This is a genomic window from Methylopila henanensis, from assembly GCF_042681025.1.
In the GTDB taxonomy this organism is placed as follows: Bacteria; Pseudomonadota; Alphaproteobacteria; order Rhizobiales; family Methylopilaceae; genus Methylopila; species Methylopila henanensis.
In genome coordinates this window covers 114,313-130,050 of the sequence record NZ_JBHUER010000004.1, presented here as the reverse complement: position 1 = coordinate 130,050, position 15,738 = coordinate 114,313, and the positions used below count along the sequence as shown (strand labels likewise).

16 protein-coding genes are annotated in these 15,738 nt (G+C 69.5%); 10 read left to right on the top strand and 6 right to left on the bottom strand.

Going from position 1 to position 15,738, the window contains the following annotated elements; genetic code table 11:
- Nucleotides 1-5 precede the first annotated feature (5 nt).
- Entirely contained in the window at nucleotides 6-449 is a 444-nt protein-coding gene (locus ACFSCV_RS06930) for a cyclic nucleotide-binding domain-containing protein (RefSeq protein WP_378798303.1), read from the top strand.
- A gap of 13 nt (nucleotides 450-462) precedes the next feature.
- On the opposite strand, the gene ACFSCV_RS06925 is transcribed toward ACFSCV_RS06930, so the two are convergent.
- Nucleotides 463-2,163 (bottom strand): EAL domain-containing protein, encoded by a 1,701-nt coding sequence (locus ACFSCV_RS06925; RefSeq protein ID WP_378798301.1) that lies wholly within the window; start codon nucleotides 2,161-2,163, stop codon nucleotides 463-465.
- A 183-nt stretch (nucleotides 2,164-2,346) separates the two neighbouring features.
- Between ACFSCV_RS06925 and ACFSCV_RS06920 the strand changes: the two genes are divergently transcribed.
- The gene (locus ACFSCV_RS06920) at nucleotides 2,347-2,718 is read left to right on the top strand and encodes a hypothetical protein (protein WP_378798300.1); all 372 of its coding nucleotides are present in this window, start codon (nucleotides 2,347-2,349) and stop codon (nucleotides 2,716-2,718) included.
- A gap of 104 nt (nucleotides 2,719-2,822) precedes the next feature.
- On the opposite strand, the gene rpmF is transcribed toward ACFSCV_RS06920, so the two are convergent.
- Both rpmF and mtgA read right to left on the bottom strand, forming a co-directional pair.
- Nucleotides 2,823-3,005, bottom strand: coding sequence for a 50S ribosomal protein L32 (gene rpmF, locus ACFSCV_RS06915; protein ID WP_271200398.1), 183 nt, complete (start codon nucleotides 3,003-3,005; stop codon nucleotides 2,823-2,825).
- A 148-nt stretch (nucleotides 3,006-3,153) separates the two neighbouring features.
- The gene (mtgA, locus tag ACFSCV_RS06910; RefSeq protein ID WP_378798297.1) at nucleotides 3,154-3,840 is read right to left on the bottom strand and encodes a monofunctional biosynthetic peptidoglycan transglycosylase; all 687 of its coding nucleotides are present in this window, start codon (nucleotides 3,838-3,840) and stop codon (nucleotides 3,154-3,156) included.
- 167 nt (nucleotides 3,841-4,007) lie between these two features.
- Between mtgA and ACFSCV_RS06905 the strand changes: the two genes are divergently transcribed.
- Nucleotides 4,008-4,937 (top strand): polyprenyl synthetase family protein, encoded by a 930-nt coding sequence (locus ACFSCV_RS06905; RefSeq protein WP_378798295.1) that lies wholly within the window; start codon nucleotides 4,008-4,010, stop codon nucleotides 4,935-4,937.
- A gap of 7 nt (nucleotides 4,938-4,944) precedes the next feature.
- Here the strand turns inward: ACFSCV_RS06905 and phaR are convergent, their stop codons facing one another.
- Nucleotides 4,945-5,532, bottom strand: coding sequence for a polyhydroxyalkanoate synthesis repressor PhaR (phaR, locus tag ACFSCV_RS06900; protein ID WP_378798293.1), 588 nt, complete (start codon nucleotides 5,530-5,532; stop codon nucleotides 4,945-4,947).
- A 325-nt stretch (nucleotides 5,533-5,857) separates the two neighbouring features.
- Here phaR and ACFSCV_RS06895 point away from each other — a divergent pair, with 325 nt between their 5' ends.
- A complete protein-coding gene (locus tag ACFSCV_RS06895; protein WP_378798291.1) occupies nucleotides 5,858-7,039 on the top strand; it encodes an acetyl-CoA C-acetyltransferase in 1,182 nt (393 codons plus the stop codon).
- 97 nt (nucleotides 7,040-7,136) lie between these two features.
- On the top strand, nucleotides 7,137-7,859 hold the full coding sequence (gene phbB, locus ACFSCV_RS06890; protein WP_378798289.1) for an acetoacetyl-CoA reductase: 723 nt from the start codon (nucleotides 7,137-7,139) through the stop codon (nucleotides 7,857-7,859).
- A gap of 166 nt (nucleotides 7,860-8,025) precedes the next feature.
- On the opposite strand, the gene ACFSCV_RS06885 is transcribed toward phbB, so the two are convergent.
- Together ACFSCV_RS06885 and phaZ are read right to left on the bottom strand one after the other, a co-directional pair.
- Nucleotides 8,026-8,439 carry an EF-hand domain-containing protein gene (locus ACFSCV_RS06885; protein ID WP_378798287.1) on the bottom strand — a complete coding sequence of 138 codons (414 nt, stop codon included), beginning with the start codon at nucleotides 8,437-8,439 and terminating at the stop codon, nucleotides 8,026-8,028.
- 167 nt (nucleotides 8,440-8,606) lie between these two features.
- A complete protein-coding gene (gene phaZ / locus ACFSCV_RS06880) occupies nucleotides 8,607-10,211 on the bottom strand; it encodes a polyhydroxyalkanoate depolymerase (RefSeq protein WP_378798285.1) in 1,605 nt (534 codons plus the stop codon).
- Between the two features lie 151 nt (nucleotides 10,212-10,362).
- Here phaZ and ACFSCV_RS06875 point away from each other — a divergent pair, with 151 nt between their 5' ends.
- From ACFSCV_RS06875 to ACFSCV_RS06855, 5 genes are all read left to right on the top strand, one after another.
- Complete coding sequence (locus ACFSCV_RS06875) at nucleotides 10,363-11,694, top strand: ActS/PrrB/RegB family redox-sensitive histidine kinase (RefSeq protein ID WP_378798283.1); 1,332 nt, start codon at nucleotides 10,363-10,365, stop codon at nucleotides 11,692-11,694.
- 136 nt (nucleotides 11,695-11,830) lie between these two features.
- Nucleotides 11,831-12,097 (top strand): 30S ribosomal protein S20, encoded by a 267-nt coding sequence (rpsT, locus tag ACFSCV_RS06870; protein WP_271200406.1) that lies wholly within the window; start codon nucleotides 11,831-11,833, stop codon nucleotides 12,095-12,097.
- 691 nt (nucleotides 12,098-12,788) lie between these two features.
- Entirely contained in the window at nucleotides 12,789-13,232 is a 444-nt protein-coding gene (locus tag ACFSCV_RS06865; protein ID WP_378798281.1) for a rhodanese-like domain-containing protein, read from the top strand.
- A 65-nt stretch (nucleotides 13,233-13,297) separates the two neighbouring features.
- The gene (gene dnaA, locus ACFSCV_RS06860; protein WP_378798279.1) at nucleotides 13,298-14,773 is read left to right on the top strand and encodes a chromosomal replication initiator protein DnaA; all 1,476 of its coding nucleotides are present in this window, start codon (nucleotides 13,298-13,300) and stop codon (nucleotides 14,771-14,773) included.
- Nucleotides 14,774-14,988: 215 nt separating this feature from the next.
- A complete protein-coding gene (locus ACFSCV_RS06855) occupies nucleotides 14,989-15,738 on the top strand; it encodes an electron transfer flavoprotein subunit beta/FixA family protein (RefSeq protein WP_378798277.1) in 750 nt (249 codons plus the stop codon).

Below are 15,738 nucleotides of genomic sequence, written 5' to 3'. Positions count from 1 at the left end.
TTCGATTGGCGCTTGAGGACGACATCCGGACGCTCGGCCGCACGCCCCTGCTCGACGAGCTCGGCCGCGATGCGCTGCGGCTGATCGCGTTTTCCGCCGACCGGCTCGACCTCGCCGACGGCGCCGTCCTGTTTCGCGAAGGCGAGGACGCCCTCGGCGCGTTCGTCGTTGTTTCGGGCTTCGTCCGGCTGACGCGGTCGAACGGCGCCAGCCGCCGCGTCGGCGAAGGCGCGCTCATCGGCGAGCTCGCCCTGCTGTGCGAGACCCGCCGGCCTGCGACGGCCGCAGCCGAGGGTCAGGCCACGGTCTACCGGATCGCGCGCACGCTGTTCGCGCGGCTGTTCGACGAATATCCCGACCTCGCCCGGAAGCTGCGCGCCCGAATCGCGGCGCGCGTGACGACCAACGCCGAGGACCTCAAGGCGATCGAGGCGGCGCTCCGGCGCTGAGGCCGCGGGCCTGTCAGGCCTGCCGATGGACGGCGTCCGACCGCAGCGACGGCGACGCGAGCAGCGAGCCCTGCAGATAGGTCGCGCCCCACGCGGTCAGCATCTCGGCGACGGTCTCCGTCTCGACCTGCTCCGCCACCGTCTCGAACCCGAGTTCGCGCGACAGCGCCAGCAGAGCGCGGACGAAGGCCCCGCTGTCCGCCGATCGGCCGAGGTCGCGAACGAACGACCCGTCGATCTTCACCAGGTCGATCGCCAGCTCCTTCAGCGCCTTGAACGAGGTGTGGCCCGTGCCGAAATCGTCGATCGCGACCTTCACGCCGAGCGCCCGGAGGTCGGCGACGAAGCGCGACGTGGCGACGATGTCGGCGATCGCCGCGGTCTCGGTGATCTCCACCATCATCCGTTCGGCGAGGTCGGGGCGCAGCGTGAACCACGAGGTCAGCGCGTCCATCCAGCTTTCGTCGTTGGTGGTGGACGCCGAGATGTTGACCGCGAGCCGGATGTCGGGATCGGCCGCGAGCTTGCGGATCGCAAGGTCGAGCACGCGGTGGTCCAGCATGTGGACGATGCCGACTTCTTCCGCCGCCTCCACGAGCGGTCCGCCCGAGATGAGGTCGCCGCCCTCGGTGCGCACCCGCACCAGCGCCTCGCTCCAGACCGGCTCGCGCGAGTCGGCGCGGAACACCGGCTGGAACGCGAGCGCCACGCGGTGGGCGTTGAGCGCCGCCACCAGTTCGTCGGCGAGCCGCACATGGGCGCGGCGCGCGGCCTCCCGCTCGGGGTCCGGCGCGTAGATGCTGAAACCGGACGACACGCCGCTCGCCCGGTCGAGCGCGGTGCGGGCGCGCGACACCAGCTCCGTCGTGTCGCGGGCGTGGCGGGGCGCGACCACCGCGCCGACCGCGACCCGCACCGAGACTGGGCCGAACTCCGTGGCCATCGGCTCCTCGTTGACGGCGGCGAGCAGGCGGCGGCCAGCGACCTGAAGGTCGCTGGCGTCGCACTCCTGAAGCACGACGCCGAAGGTCGAGGTCGAGAACCGGCCAAGCGAATCGCCGCCGCGCATGGCGCCGCGCAGCCGGCGGGCGACCTCGACCACGGCGCGGTCTCCGATGTCGAAGCCGTAGGCGTCGTTGATGGCGCCGAGATTGACGAGCGCGGCGAGAGCGAAGGACGAGGAGGTCTGCATCCGCGCGCCGGCCGCCAGCGCGCTCGCGGCGATCTCGATCAGCCGCGCCCGCGCGAGCTGCCCGGTGAGCGGATCGAACCGCGACATCACGGCGATCTCGCCGGGGCGTTCCTGATGGTCGCCGAGACGCCGCACCACGCCGACGACCCGTTGCGGACGGCCGTCGGACCCTGCGTACCAGCGCCCGCGATCTTGGAGCCAGAGCCGCTGCGCCCGCCCGCCACGCAGGAGCGGATACTCGATCTCGAACGGAACGCCGGCGCCGTCGTCGGCCTGCGAGGCGCCGAACACCGCCGAACGGCGGGTGGTCAGCGCCTCGGGATCCAGCAGGGATTCGAAACGGGCCGCCTCATCGATACGAACCGAAGGCGGCAGCTGAAGCAGAGCCCGCGCGTTGGCCGTCCACTCCAGGCGGTCGGACGCCACGTCCCAGTCATAGGCGGCCTCGCCGACGGCCGACAGCGTCTCCTCGAGGGACAGCGGCTGGGCGGCTCGGGTCGCGGCCGTTTCGACATTCGGCATTCGATCGACCCATGGCTCGAGTGGACGGAGAATCGCGGCTCTGGACTCTAACGAAACTTCCTCTAGCTTTCCTGCAGGCGATCGTGGCTCAGACCATATGGTTTAAGTTCGGTTAACACATTTGCGGTCAGGCGAGGAATTCAAACCTCACTTAAGGTATGACAGACGCGCGGTGGTAAATTGATGCTGATGATCAGCGGCCCCTCCGGTGTGACCCGGTCCGCCTCCGTGGAGCGGACGCGTAAGGCCGCCGACGCCGCGGACCATGACGTCACGCGCGATTCGCCGCCGAAGGAAGCCTCGTCGCCCCCGAAGTTCGGCCGACGCGCGACCGACGCGCCGACTCCGGAGGCCCGCCCGCAGACCTCCGCCGACCCCGAGCCCGCCGCTCCCCGCTCCTACGCACCGCTCGTCGCGCAGTTGATCGCGGGCAAGCTCGGCGTTCCGCAGACCCGCCAGCGCCGACGCGGTCCCGTCGCGGACGCCATCTCGGCCTATCGCCGGACCCGCCGCGCCGTCGCGCGCGCGCCGCACGCGTTCGAAACCAAGGCCTGACGGCCCTTCCTTCCAGCGCACGCAAAAAAGCCGGCCCTTGTGAGGCCGGCTTTTTTTGTCGATGGCGCGAAGTCCTGACCGGAGCCGCCCGCAGGCGGCCGGGATCAGGCCTCCTTCGGCGTCAGGATCTGACGGCCGCGATACATGCCGGTCTTGAGGTCGACATGGTGCGGGCGGCGGAGCTCGCCGGAGTCCTTGTCTTCGACATAGGTCGGGGACTTGAGCGCGTCGGCCGAACGGCGGAAGCCGCGCTTCATCGGGGAGGTCTTTCGCTTCGGAACGGCCATTGTCAAAAACTCCGTCGGATCGGGCCGCAGCGCTCACGCGCGCGCGAATGTCGTTGGGCGGGGCGCTTTCGCCTCGCCGTCAAGCGCGGGCTTATAACGGCATCGCGGCCCGAACGCCAGAGCCAATCCCGCGGCGCCCGTTCGCGGGCTATCGCCCCAGACAGGCGGTGAGCGCGGCGGCCGCCCGCGCCCGCCGCACGATGACCGCCGCGTGCGACGACGCCTGCCGGTTCGGGCGCCGAGCGTCGCGGATGATCGGGTTCGGCAGCGCTGCGGCCATCACCGAGGCCTCCCGCGCCGTCAGGGCGCGCGCGCTCTTGCGGAAGGCGCGCCGCGCTCCGGCCTCGGCGCCGAACACCCCGTCCGGTCCCCACTCCGCGATGTTCAGATAGACCTCCATGATCCGGCGCTTGCTCCAGACCAGCTCGATGCCCTGGGCCAGCACGATCTCCAGCGGCTTGCGGAGATACGGCGCGCCCTGCCACAGGAACAGGTTCTTCGCGACCTGCATGGTGATGGTCGAGGCGCCGCGCCGCGGTCCGTTGTCGCCGCCCTCGCCGAGCACGAGCCGGACGGCCGCCCAGTCGACGCCGCCATGCTGGCAGAAGCGGGCGTCCTCGGAGACCACGACGGCCCGCGGCAGCGTCGCCGCGATCTGGTCGAGCGGCACCCAGACGCGCTCGACCGGCCTGAGCGTCAGCCAGCGCGCGACCATCAGCGTGGAGACCGGCGGAACGACCGTGTAGACGAGCGTCAGGATGAGCGGCGCCGCCGCCAGCAGCGTCAGGGCGATCACGACGAGCCGCAGCCATGGCGTCCTGCGGCCCAGCCTCAACGGCCTTCCGCTCGATATCGACGCCATCGGCACGCCCGTCGCCTCGTGAGAGCCGCAATGTAGCAGAGCGGAACCGGCGCGCCACCGGCCGGACGGCGTGATGACGCCGACTTGACGGGGCCGCGCCCTTGGGGCACGGCCGGGCTCCGCACACGAGGTCTCCCGCCATGGCCTATTCCGCCGTCGAGCGCCGGCTGTCCACGATCGCCGCCTCCGTCGAGGCCGCGCTCGACGGCGTCCTGAGCCTCGAGGCCGGCGCGGGCGAGACCGCCCGCCCCTCCCGGCTGGTGGAGGCCATGCGCTACGCCATGCTCGGCGGCGGCAAGCGGCTGCGGCCTGCGCTGGTGGTCCTGACGGCCGAGCTGTTCCGGGCCGACACGGCCGGGGCGCTGCGGGCCGGGCTCGCGGTCGAATGCGTGCATGGCTACAGCCTGATCCACGATGACCTGCCGGCGATGGACGACGACGCGCTCCGGCGCGGACGCCCGACGCTGCACCGCGCCTTCGACGAGGCCACCGCCATTCTGGCGGGCGACGCGCTGCTGACGCTCGCCTTCGATCTGCTCGCGGCGCCGGCGACGCATCCGGACGCGGACGTCCGCATCGGCCTGGTCGCGGAGCTGGCGCGCGCGGCGGGCGTCGGCGGCATGGTCGGCGGACAGATGCTCGATCTCGCCGCGGAGGGACGCTTCTCGGATGCTCCCGGCGGACCGCAGGACGAGGCGGCGGTGCTGCGGCTGCAGGCGATGAAGACGGGCGCCCTGATCGCGGCGCCGATCGCGATGGGGGCCGCGCTCGGCGGCGCGACGCCGGAGCAGCGCGCGGCGCTGACCGCCTATGGCCGCGCGCTGGGGGCCGCGTTCCAGGTCGCGGACGACCTGCTCGACGTCGAGGGCGAGGCGGCGACCGTGGGCAAGGCCACCGGCAAGGACGCCGCCGCCGGCAAGGCGACGCTGGTGGCCGCGCTCGGCGTCGAGGGCGCGCGGCGACGCCTCGTGGACCTCACCGCGCAGGCGAGCGGCGCGCTGTCGCCGTTCGGCGCGGACGCGGACGGCTTGCGCGACCTCGCGCGCTTCGTGGCCGAACGCCAGGCCTGACCGCGGCCTAGCTGTTCGAACCCGCGACCTTGTCGAGCCGGGCGCGCATCTCCGCCATCTCGCGACGAAGCTCGTCGAGATCGATGCTCGGCTTCTCGTCGCGCGCGGGCGCCGCCTGCTCCGGCGTGGAGGCGGCCTCCGTCTGCCCGGGGAAGGCGGTGAACATGCGGAACGCGCGCTCCATGATGGCGACGTTGGTCCGCATCTGCTCCTCGACCGCGGACTGGAAGCTCGCGCCGCCGAACGCCCCGAGGCTCGCGCGCATCTTGTCCTGGTCGCGCGTCAGGGCGCCCATCGAAAGCTCCAGATACTTCGGCACGATGCTCTGGATGCTGTCGCCGTAGAACCGGATCAACTGCCGGAGGAACGTGATGGGCAGCAGATTCTGGCCCTTGTTCTCCTGCTCGAAGATGATCTGCGTCAGCACCTGATGGGTGATGTCGTCGCCGGACTTGGCGTCGACCACATGAAAATCCTCACCCTTCTTCACCATCGCGGCGAGGTCTTCGAGCGTGACGTAGGTGCTCGTGCCGGTGTTGTACAAACGGCGGTTGGCGTACTTCTTGATCGTGATCGGATCGGTCGTGCTCGGCATATCGCCCTGATCTCCGCGCGTCTGGCGGCCTTGTTCTTCGGCTTCTTCGGCGTTCCTCCCGCGGCGCGGCACGCCCGCGCCGGCCGAGGCCATTGGACGATAAGGCGATAATGAGGCGGCGGCTAGATTTTTGTGCAGTGCGGAGCCTCCAAGGGCCGCTCCATACTCCGAAAGGTCTAGTCGTCCGGGGACGACGCTAGTCCATTCGGCGATTTGCGAGCCGAATCGACCTAGGTCGTCTTGACGTCGCGAACGGCGCCTACCGATAACCAGCACTCTTTCGGCCGTGCAGCGCGGTCGGCATCGAACGTGCGGAGGACTGAACATGGCCGAGACCGACGTCGTGATCGTGGGCGCCGCCCGCACCGCGGTCGGCGCCTTCAACGGCGCGCTGAGCTCCCTCCCCGCCCACGAACTCGGGAAGATCGCCATCAAGGCGGCGCTGGAGCGCGCCGGCGTGGAGCCGGGCGAGGTCTCCGAGACGATCCTCGGCCAGGTGCTGACCGCCGCCCAGGGGCAGAACCCGGCCCGACAGGCTTCGATCGCGGCCGGCATCCCGATCGAAGCGGCGGCGTGGGGCATCAACCAGGTGTGCGGCTCCGGCCTGCGCGCCGTGGCGCTCGCCGCCCAGGCGGTCGCTCAGGGCGACAGCGCCTTCGTCGTCGCCGGCGGCCAGGAGAGCATGAGCCAATCGGCCCACGCCGCGCACATGCGCGCCGGCACCAAGATGGGCGACGTCAAGTTCATCGACACGATGATCAAGGACGGCCTCTGGGACGCCTTCAACGGCTACCACATGGGCACCACCGCCGAGAACGTCGCGCAGAAGTGGCAGATCACCCGCGAGCAGCAGGACGAGTTCGCGGTCGCCTCGCAGAACAAGGCCGAGGCGGCGCAGAAGGCGGGCAAGTTCAAGGACGAGATCGCTCCGGTGACGATCTCGTCGAAGAAGGGCGACGTCGTCGTCGACCAGGACGAGTACATCCGCCACGGCGCGACCCTCGACAGCGTCGCCAAGCTGCGGCCTGCCTTCTCCAAGGACGGCACGGTGACCGCCGGCAACGCCTCGGGCATCAACGACGGCGCCGCGGCGCTGGTGGTGACCTCGGCGTCGGCGGCGTCGGCGAAGGGCCTGAAGCCGCTCGCCCGCATCGTGAGCTGGGCGCAGGCCGGCGTCGACCCGTCGGTGATGGGCTCCGGCCCGATCCCGGCCTCGCGCAAGGCGCTCGAGAAGGCCGGCTGGTCCATCGACGACCTCGACCTGATCGAGGCCAACGAGGCCTTCGCGGCGCAGGCCTGCGCGGTGAACAAGGACCTCGGCTGGGACCTCTCGAAGGTGAACGTCAACGGCGGCGCGATCGCGATCGGCCATCCGATCGGCGCCTCCGGCGCCCGCGTGCTGGTCACGCTGCTGCACGAGATGATCCGGCGGGACGCCAAGAAGGGCCTCGCCACGCTCTGCATCGGCGGCGGCATGGGCATCGCCCTGACGGTCGCCCGCGACTGAAGACGTCTTCTCGATAGCCGGCCGCCGCGGCGGCCGGCCGGTTCCTTGACGGGCGGGGACAACGCCCGAACCCTTTGTGATTCCTGGGAGGCACGACATGGCACGGACGGCGCTCGTCACCGGCGGCACGCGCGGCATCGGCGAGGCGATCTCGATCGCGCTCAAGAAGGCCGGCTACAACGTGGCCGCCACGTACGCGGGCAATGACGAGAAGGCGAACGCCTTCAAGGCGGAACACGGCATCGCCGTGTTCAAGTGGGACGTCGCCGATCCGGACGCCTGCGCCGCCGGCGTCGCCAAGGTCGAGGCCGAGGTCGGCCCGATCGACATCCTCGTGAACAACGCCGGCATCACCCGCGACGGCATGTTCCACAAGGCCACGTTCCAGCAGTGGCGCGAGGTGATGAGCACCAACCTCGACTCCATGTTCACGATGACCCGTCCCGTCATCGACGGCATGCGCGAGCGCGGCTTCGGGCGCATCATCAACATCACCTCGATCAACGGCCAGAAGGGCCAGATGGGCCAGGCCAACTACTCCGCCGCCAAGGCCGGCGTGATCGGCTTCACCAAGGCGCTGGCGCAGGAGAACGCCAAGAAAGGCGTGACCGTGAACGCCATCGCCCCCGGCTACATCGCGACCGAGATGGTGATGGCGGTGCCGGAGAAGGTGCGCGAGGGGATCATCGCCACGATCCCGGTCGGCCGCCTCGGCGAGAGCGAGGAGATCGCCGAAGCGGTGGTCTATCTCGCCGGCGAGAAGGCCGGCTTCGTGACCGGCTCCACGCTGACCATCAACGGCGGCCAGTACATCGCATGACGCCCGCCGACCCTTGGGTCCGGACAAACGAAACGGCCGGGTCTCCCCGGCCGTTTTTTTGTCCGCCGCGTCATGAACGGGCCCGGCCGGACCATGTCATGCCGCGCGCGGCGGCGGGCCCCTTCCAGCGATCCGCGGAACGCGGAGCCCGGCGGGCCCGATCCGCTTACTTGACGATCATCACGACCACGCCGCGGCCGGCCTTGGAGTCGAGCTCGGCCGCCGTGAGCTTGCCGTCCTTGTTCTTGTCCGCGGCGTTGAAGCGCTTGCGGGCGATCGACAGCCACTCGTCCATCTCGAGCGTGTCGTCACCGTCCTTGTTGGCGCGCTTCCAGTCGGCCTTGGTCAGCCGGCCTTCGGTCTCGTCCGGCTCGAGGGTCGAGTCGCCGTCCGGATTGATCTCCGCATAGAGCTTGCTCGCGAGGTGGATGACCTCGGCGATCTCGAGCGTGTCGTCGCCGTCCTTGTTGTAGGTCTTGATGACCTCGGCGCCCGTGATGGTCTTGGTCTGGGCGAACGCAGGCGCGGCGACGAACATCAGAGCGGCTGCGCCCATGACGAGGCGGCTGGCGGTCTTCATCTTGGCTCTCCAAATAATAATAAGTTCAGCGGCTCGGCGCATCGAAGTCCGCTGATGCACCATGCTGCTCTAGCTGGCGCAGCAAAATAAGAAAACAATAAAAAACAAGACTGTCCCCTGCGCGCCGTCCGGACGCCGGCGCGGCGCGCAGGCCAGAACGGCGCGCGTCAGTCCGACCGCGCGAGATTCGACGCCTGCTCGACCCACTTGTCGCGGGCGATGCGTCCGGGCGGCGTCATCTTGGCGTCGAGGGCTTCGCGCTCAGGGCCGTCGAGCCGGGCGATCTGCCAGAAGTGGAAAATGCCCTCCTCGTTCAGCAGCTTCTGCAGCTTGGGTCCAACGCCCGCGATCCTGGTGAGGTCGTCGGCCGGGCCCTTGGGCTCGTCCAGCCGCGCCGGCTCCGGGACCGGCTGGGTCGCGCGGTCCGCCTTCGCGGCCTTCGGAGCGCGGGCGAGGCCCGGCTCGTTCGAGAGGATGAAGTCGTGGATGCGCGGCGCGATCTCGGCGCGGAAGCGCGAGCCGTTGAACACGCCGTAATGGCCGACGCGCTCCTGCAGATAGTGCACGCGCTTGTCGTCGCTGAGGCTGGAGCAGAGCTTGTGCGCGGCCTTCGTCTGCCCGACGCCCGAAATGTCGTCGCGCTCGCCCTCGACCGTCATCAGCGCGCAGCGCGTGATCTTCGAGCAGTCGACCGGCTTGCCGCGGTGGGTCATCTCGCCCTTCGGCAGCGCGTGGCGGATGAACACGGTGTCGACCGTCTGCAGGTAGAACTCCGCGGTCAGGTCCATCACCGCGAGGTACTCGTCGTAGAACTCGCGGTGCTTCTCGGCGTTGTCGCCGTCGCCGTCCACGAGATGGTTGAAGAACTCGGTGTGCGCGGTGACGTGCCGGTCGAGGTTCATCGACACGAAGCCGGTAAGCTGCAGGAAGCCGGGATAGACCTGCCGCATCACGCCCGGATTGGGCCAGGGCACGACGGTGATGACGTTGCGCCGGAACCAGTCGAGGCCGCGCTCATGGGCGAGGTCGTTGACCGCCGTCGGGTTCTCGCGGGTGTCGATCGGCCCGCCCATCAGCGTCATGGAGCGCGGCACGTAGGGATCGTTCTCGGCCTCCATGCGCGCGATCGCCGCGAGCACCGGCACCGCCGGCTGGCACACCGCCATCACGTGGCAGTCGCCTTTCATGAAGCGGAAGATCGAGATCAGATAGTCGATGTAGTCGTCGAGGTCGAAGGCCCCCTCCGACAGCGGCACCATCCGCGCGTCGGTCCAGTCGGTGATGTAGACCTCGTGGTCCGGCAGCATCGCCTCGACCGTGCCGCGCAGCAGGGTGGCGTAGTGCCCGGACATCGGCGCCACGATGATCAGGTTCGGCTGCTTGCGCGCGTTCGCGCTCCGCATGCGCTCGAAATGGATGAGGTCGCAGAACGGCCGGCTCCACACCCGCTTCTCGGTCACCGCCACCCGCTCGCCGCGCGCGAGCGTGGTCGGAAGGCCGAATTCGGGCTTGCCGTAGCGGCGGGTGGCGCGCTCGAACACCTCGCAGAGCGCGCTCACCTTGCGGCCCCACTCCGTATGCGCGATTGGGTTCGCGGGATTCTTGAAGTACAGCTTTCCGGCGTCCGCGAGGGCGCGGGCGGGACCGAGGGAGGACTGCGCCGCCTCATAAAGCCAGTAGAGCGGCAGGGAGGTCGCCGAGCCGCCCCAGTCGGCGTAGGCGGGCGCGCCGCCGAACTCTCCGATTCCGCTTTCCTTGGAGCTGCGTGGCATCGGTCAACCCTCGCCGATTGTGCGGCGCATCATAGCGTCGGAGCCTCAAGATTCCGCCGATCTTGCGTTGCGTCAATGGGGCCATCGTCTGCGGCGTCGCAGCGTAGCCTTCCCTCGGCCCCTCCCCCCTGAAAACCGGAAAGCCCGTCTGGTGACGTCCCCTCTCTCTCCCCCGCGCGATCGCCTGCTGAACCAGCACCAGCTCCGGCTGGACACGCTGATCCGTCTGCGCTGGCTCGCTATCGCGGGCCAGAGCGTCGCGGTCGTCGCCGTGCATGTGGCGTTCGGCTTCCCGCTGCCGCTCGCGGCCTGCTTCGCCTTCATCGCCATGTCGGCCCTGCTGAACGTGGTTCTGCGGCTCAGCTACCCCGTGAGCCACCGGCTGCTGCCGTCGGCGGCCTGCGCGCTGCTCGCCTATGACGTGCTGCAGCTCGCGGCGCTGCTGTTCCTGACGGGCGGGATGGAGAATCCGTTCTCGATCCTGTTCCTCGCGCCGGTGATGATCTCGGCGACGGCCCTGCCGCCCCAGACCACCGCCATTCTCGGCGCCCTCGTCATGGGCTGCGCCACGATCCTCGGGGTGGCGCACCTTCCCCTGCCCTGGACGACTCCGCAGCCGCTGGAGATGCCGTTCCTCTATGTCGCGGGCATCTGGACCGCGCTGCTGCTCTCGCTCGGCTTCATCGGCGTCTACGCGTGGCGCGTCGCGGAGGAAGGGCGGGAGCTCAGCCAGGCGCTCGCGGCGACGGAGCTCGTGCTCGCGCGCGAACAGCATCTGTCCGCGCTCGACGGACTGGCGGCCGCCGCGGCCCACGAGCTCGGCACGCCGCTCGCCACCATCGCGCTGGTGTCGAAGGAGCTCGAAAGGGCGCTCGCGCCGGGCCCGCACGCCGAGGACATTGCCCTTCTGCGCGAGCAGGTCGCTCGCTGCCGCGAGATCCTAAAGAAGCTGACCTCCCTCGACGAGCACGGCGCGCCGTTCGACGTGCTCTCCATGAGCCACCTGCTCGAGGAGATCGTCGCCCCGCACCGCAATTTCGGCGTCGCGCTCGAGGTCGTCCTCACCGGCGACCCCGCGACCGCGCCACGGTGGCGGCGCAACCCGTCCGTGCTTTATGGCTTGGGCAATATCGCCGAGAACGCGGTCGACTTCGCCAAGGAGCGCGTGCGGCTGGCGGTGCGCTGGGACGACGACGAAGTGGCGATCGAGATCGCCGACGACGGCCCTGGCTTCGCGCCGGAGGTGCTGACCAAGCTCGGCGAGCCCTACATCTCGACCCGCTCCGACAGCCACGCCCATGACGTGGAGGCCGGGGGGCTCGGGCTCGGCTTCTTCATCGCCAAGACCCTGCTGGAGCGGTCCGGCGCCACCCTTGTGCTCGGCAACGCCGCCCCGCCGGCCTCCGGAGCCGTGGTGCGCGCGATCTGGCCGCGGGCTCGCTTCGCCGCGGACGCGGCCGGCGCGCTCGGGAGCCATGCGTAGTTCCCGCGCCGTTGACGGCGCAGGCGACTGTTGCTAGGAGACCGGCTCCGCGGCGGGCGCAAGCTCGCCCACAGACGTTCGTCGACGCGCCCTCAGAGCCGCGCGTCCACCGCAGACAAAAAGGAACGAGACGCCCATGGCCAACACGCCGTCGGCCAAGAAGGCCGTTCGCAAGATCGCCCGCCGCACCAAGGTGAACGGCGCGCGCCGCAGCCGGGTCCGCACCTTCCTCCGCAAGGTCGAAGAGGCCATCGCCTCCGGCCAGCCGGAGGAGGCAAAGACCGCCCTTCGCGCGGCCGAGCCGGAGATCATGCGCGCCGCCCAGAAGGGCGTGCTGCACAAGAACACCGCCTCGCGGAAGGTCTCGCGGCTCGCGGCCCGGGTGCGTTCCCTCAGCGCCTGAAAACGACGCTTCCAAGACGATCGAAAACCCGGCCAAGCGCCGGGTTTTTTCGTTTGTGTCCCTTTTGCGACGCGGGGCTCGATCGTCGCGACGCGCATGAATCCGTATTGACTCGCGGATTCCGCCGCTCCCCCGCCGAAGCCGGTTCCGCCGTCAATCGACGAGCAAAAAAAGCTATTCAATTTCATATGTTTACGGGCAAGTCACACGCAGGACCCCGGAATCCGGAGCCCCGCCGATCGGAATCACAGACAGCGCAAAAAGAATCTCGCGGCGCCCGGTGCGGAGGCTCCAGGCGCCACGTCAATTCGATTTTGCTGGCTATGCAGAGGTTTGAGCAAAGCGGCCCGGCGCCCACGGCGACGGCGTCATCCGATTCGCGCCTGCGCTGCGCCGATTCGCAGCTCCCCCACCCGTTGCGCGCCCTCGGACCGCTGTGTATCGTCCGAAGCCATGGAGAGACGCCGCAACTACTTCTTCCCTGCGGACGAGGATAAGATGGCGAGCTTCGAGAGAAACAACGATAGCGGGCTCTGTTTCGCAGTCGGCTGATGTGTTCTCTGTAGTAAAACCTCAACCTATGCACCGGCGTATCAGCGGCTTCGGCGCTAGCGGTAACACGCGCCTGGCGTAAGCGTATGCGCAACTTGGACAGAGAGGCGCTCGGCGCACTGCCGGCGAAGAGATTTCTATGGTTGAACCGCGCGGATCCTATGCTGGCGACGTCGCGCCGCGCGACGCCTGGGAGAGCCTTGAAACGGACCCCGCCGCAGCCCTGGTCGACGTCCGCACCAGCGCGGAGTGGTCGTTCGTAGGCGTGCCGGACCTGTCGCCGGCCGGCAAGCGCGTCCTGCTCCAGGAGTGGCAGCGCTTCCCGTCCATGCAGATCGATCCCGGCTTCGCGGAGGCCGTGGCGGAGACGCTGAAGTCCGCAGGCGCGACCGAGGACACGCCAGTCTATTTCCTTTGCCGCAGCGGCGCGCGCAGCCAGGCGGCGGCCGCCGCGCTCGCGGCGCTCGGCTGGACCCGCGCCTACAATGTCGTCGGGGGCTTCGAAGGCCCGCTGGACGGCGAACGCCGCCGGGGTTCGGTCGCCGGCTGGAAGGCCGACGGCCTTCCCTGGGTCCAGAGTTGATCCCTCCCGCGTCCGCCGCCCGTCCCCTATCCGATCGCCGCACCGAAATTTCCCGGAGATGTCCGATGCTTCCTGCGCAGTCCGAACGTTTTGCGGCCGCGTCTCCGGCGATTGGCGATGACGACGGCCACGAGGCGGCCTGGCGGCGGGCGACCGCACGCCTGCGCGCAGAGTATGGCGACGACGTCTATCTCAGCTGGTTCGGCCGCATCGCGCTCGACCGCGTCGAGGACGGCGTCGCGCATCTGACGGTGCCGACCCGTTTCCTGAAAAGCTGGATCCAGTCGCATTACGCCGACCGGATCACCGTGGTGCTTTCGGAGGAGGCTCCGGAGGTCGACCGCATCACGCTCACCGTCCGGGTCGCCGCGCCCAAGCTCGCCGCAAGCGGCGGCGACGTCATCGTAGCTCCCGCCCCGCGGATGGAGCAGCAGCAGGAGGAGCGCGCCTCGGCGCCGGTCCCGACAGGATTCGCTCCGTCGCGCGACGGCCAGCGGCTGACCGGCTCCCCGCTCGACAAGCGCCTCACGCTCGACACTTTCCTCGTCGGCCGCTCGAACCAGCTCGCGCACGCCGCCGCGCTTCAGGTGGCGAGCGCCAAGGCCGGCGATCCCGTCACCTTCAATCCGCTCGTGATCCACGCCGCGGTCGGCCTCGGCAAGACCCACCTGCTGCAGGCAACCGCCCACGCGGTCGAGGCGACGGGCCGCCGGGTCATGTACCTCACGGCCGAGAAGTTCATGTTCGACTTCGTGGCCTCGCTCAAGGCGCAGACCGCGCTGACCTTCAAGGAGCGGCTGCGGGCGATCGACCTCCTGATCATCGACGACCTCCAGTTCCTTCAGGGCAAGACCGTGCAGCAGGAGTTCGGCCACACGCTGAACGCGCTGCTCGACGGGCGCCAGCAGGTGATCGTCGCCGCCGACCGCGCGCCGTCCGAGCTCGAAAGCGTCGACGAACGCCTGCGCTCGCGCCTCGCCGGCGGCCTGACGCTCGAGATGGGCGCGCTCGACGAGGGCCTGCGCGCCAAGATTCTCGAGGTGCGGATCGAGGCGGCCCGCCGCCTGCATCCGAAGTTCGACGTGCCGGCCGACGTCGTCGCCTATGTCGCGCGCATCATCACCGCGAACGGCCGCGATCTCGACGGCGCGGTCAACCGGCTGCTCGCCCACAACACGCTGACCGGCGCTCCGATCAGCGTCGAGATGGCGGAGACCGCGCTGCGCGACCTCGTGCGGCAGGTCGAGCCGAAGCGTGTGAAGATCGAGGACATCCAGCGCATCGTCGCGCGGCACTACAACGTCAGCCGCGCCGACCTGCTGTCCTCGCGGCGCACCCAGACCGTGGTGCGTCCGCGCCAGGTCGCGATGTACCTCTCGAAGCAGATGACGCTGCGCTCCCTGCCCGAGATCGGGCGGCGCTTCGGCGGGCGCGACCACACCACGGTGCTGCACGCCGTGCGCAAGATCGACGAACTGGTCAAGACCGACGTCGCGCTCAGCGACGAGATCGAGCTGCTGAAGCGGATGCTGCTCGACTGAGGCCTCGGCGCCGGCCGCGCCCGTCGTCCCTTGCGCCGCGGCCGGCGCGTTTTCTCCAAGCGGCTCTTTGACTTTCGGATCAGATCGACCGCCTTTCGGCGCGTTGACTTCGCAGGCGCCGCACCCCTACTGTCCGCCCCGGTCAGCGGCGCGCCACCCCCGAACTTCGGCGCAGCCAAGCGGGCATCGGCAGCGAATCCGAGGTGAACGACGCGATGAAGGTTCTCGTCCCGGTCAAGCGAGTGGTCGACTACAACGTGAAAATCCGGGTGAAACCGGACGGGTCGGGCGTCGAGCTTGCGAACGTCAAAATGTCGATGAACCCGTTCGACGAGATCGCGGTCGAAGAAGCGCTGCGCCTCAAGGAGGCCGGCAAGGCGACCGAAGTGGTGGTCGTCTCCGTCGGCCCGGCCCAGGCGGCCGAAACCATCCGCACCGGCCTCGCCATGGGTGGCGACCGCGGCGTCCTAGTGAAGACCGACCAGCCGACGGAGCCGCTCGCCGTCGCCAAGATCCTCGCCAAGATCGTCGAGGAGGAGAAGCCGGGCCTGGTCGTGATGGGCAAGCAGGCGATCGACGACGACTGCAACCAGACCGGCCAGATGCTCGCGGCCCTGCTCGGCTGGCCGCAGGGCACCTTCGCCTCGAAGGTCGCGCCGGGCGGCGAGAGCGTCGAGGTCACCCGCGAGGTCGACGGCGGTCTCCAGACCGTGTCGCTCAAGCTGCCGGCGGTGGTCACCACCGACCTGCGCCTGAACGAGCCGCGCTACGCCTCGCTGCCCAACATCATGAAGGCGAAGAAGAAGCCGATCGACGAGAAGTCCGCGGCCGATCTCGGCGTCGACCTCGCGCCGCGGCTCGAGGTGCTGAAGACGACCGAACCGCCGAAGCGGCAGGCCGGCGCCAAGGTCGGCTCCGTCGCCGAACTCGTCGCGAAGCTCAAGTCCGAAGCGGGAGTGATCTGA

Coding starts and splice junctions, on each gene's coding strand:
- ACFSCV_RS06925 (WP_378798301.1), bottom strand. CDS start 2,163: ATGCCGAATGTCGAAACGGCCGCGACCCGAGCCGCCCAGCCGCTGTCC.
- ACFSCV_RS06855 (WP_378798277.1), top strand. CDS start 14,989: ATGAAGGTTCTCGTCCCGGTCAAGCGAGTGGTCGACTACAACGTGAAA.
- ACFSCV_RS06920 (WP_378798300.1), top strand. CDS start 2,347: ATGCTGATGATCAGCGGCCCCTCCGGTGTGACCCGGTCCGCCTCCGTG.
- rpsT (WP_271200406.1), top strand. CDS start 11,831: ATGGCCAACACGCCGTCGGCCAAGAAGGCCGTTCGCAAGATCGCCCGC.
- phbB (WP_378798289.1), top strand. CDS start 7,137: ATGGCACGGACGGCGCTCGTCACCGGCGGCACGCGCGGCATCGGCGAG.
- ACFSCV_RS06865 (WP_378798281.1), top strand. CDS start 12,789: ATGGTTGAACCGCGCGGATCCTATGCTGGCGACGTCGCGCCGCGCGAC.
- dnaA (WP_378798279.1), top strand. CDS start 13,298: ATGCTTCCTGCGCAGTCCGAACGTTTTGCGGCCGCGTCTCCGGCGATT.
- ACFSCV_RS06885 (WP_378798287.1), bottom strand. CDS start 8,439: ATGAAGACCGCCAGCCGCCTCGTCATGGGCGCAGCCGCTCTGATGTTC.
- rpmF (WP_271200398.1), bottom strand. CDS start 3,005: ATGGCCGTTCCGAAGCGAAAGACCTCCCCGATGAAGCGCGGCTTCCGC.
- ACFSCV_RS06905 (WP_378798295.1), top strand. CDS start 4,008: ATGGCCTATTCCGCCGTCGAGCGCCGGCTGTCCACGATCGCCGCCTCC.
- phaZ (WP_378798285.1), bottom strand. CDS start 10,211: ATGCCACGCAGCTCCAAGGAAAGCGGAATCGGAGAGTTCGGCGGCGCG.
- ACFSCV_RS06895 (WP_378798291.1), top strand. CDS start 5,858: ATGGCCGAGACCGACGTCGTGATCGTGGGCGCCGCCCGCACCGCGGTC.
- phaR (WP_378798293.1), bottom strand. CDS start 5,532: ATGCCGAGCACGACCGATCCGATCACGATCAAGAAGTACGCCAACCGC.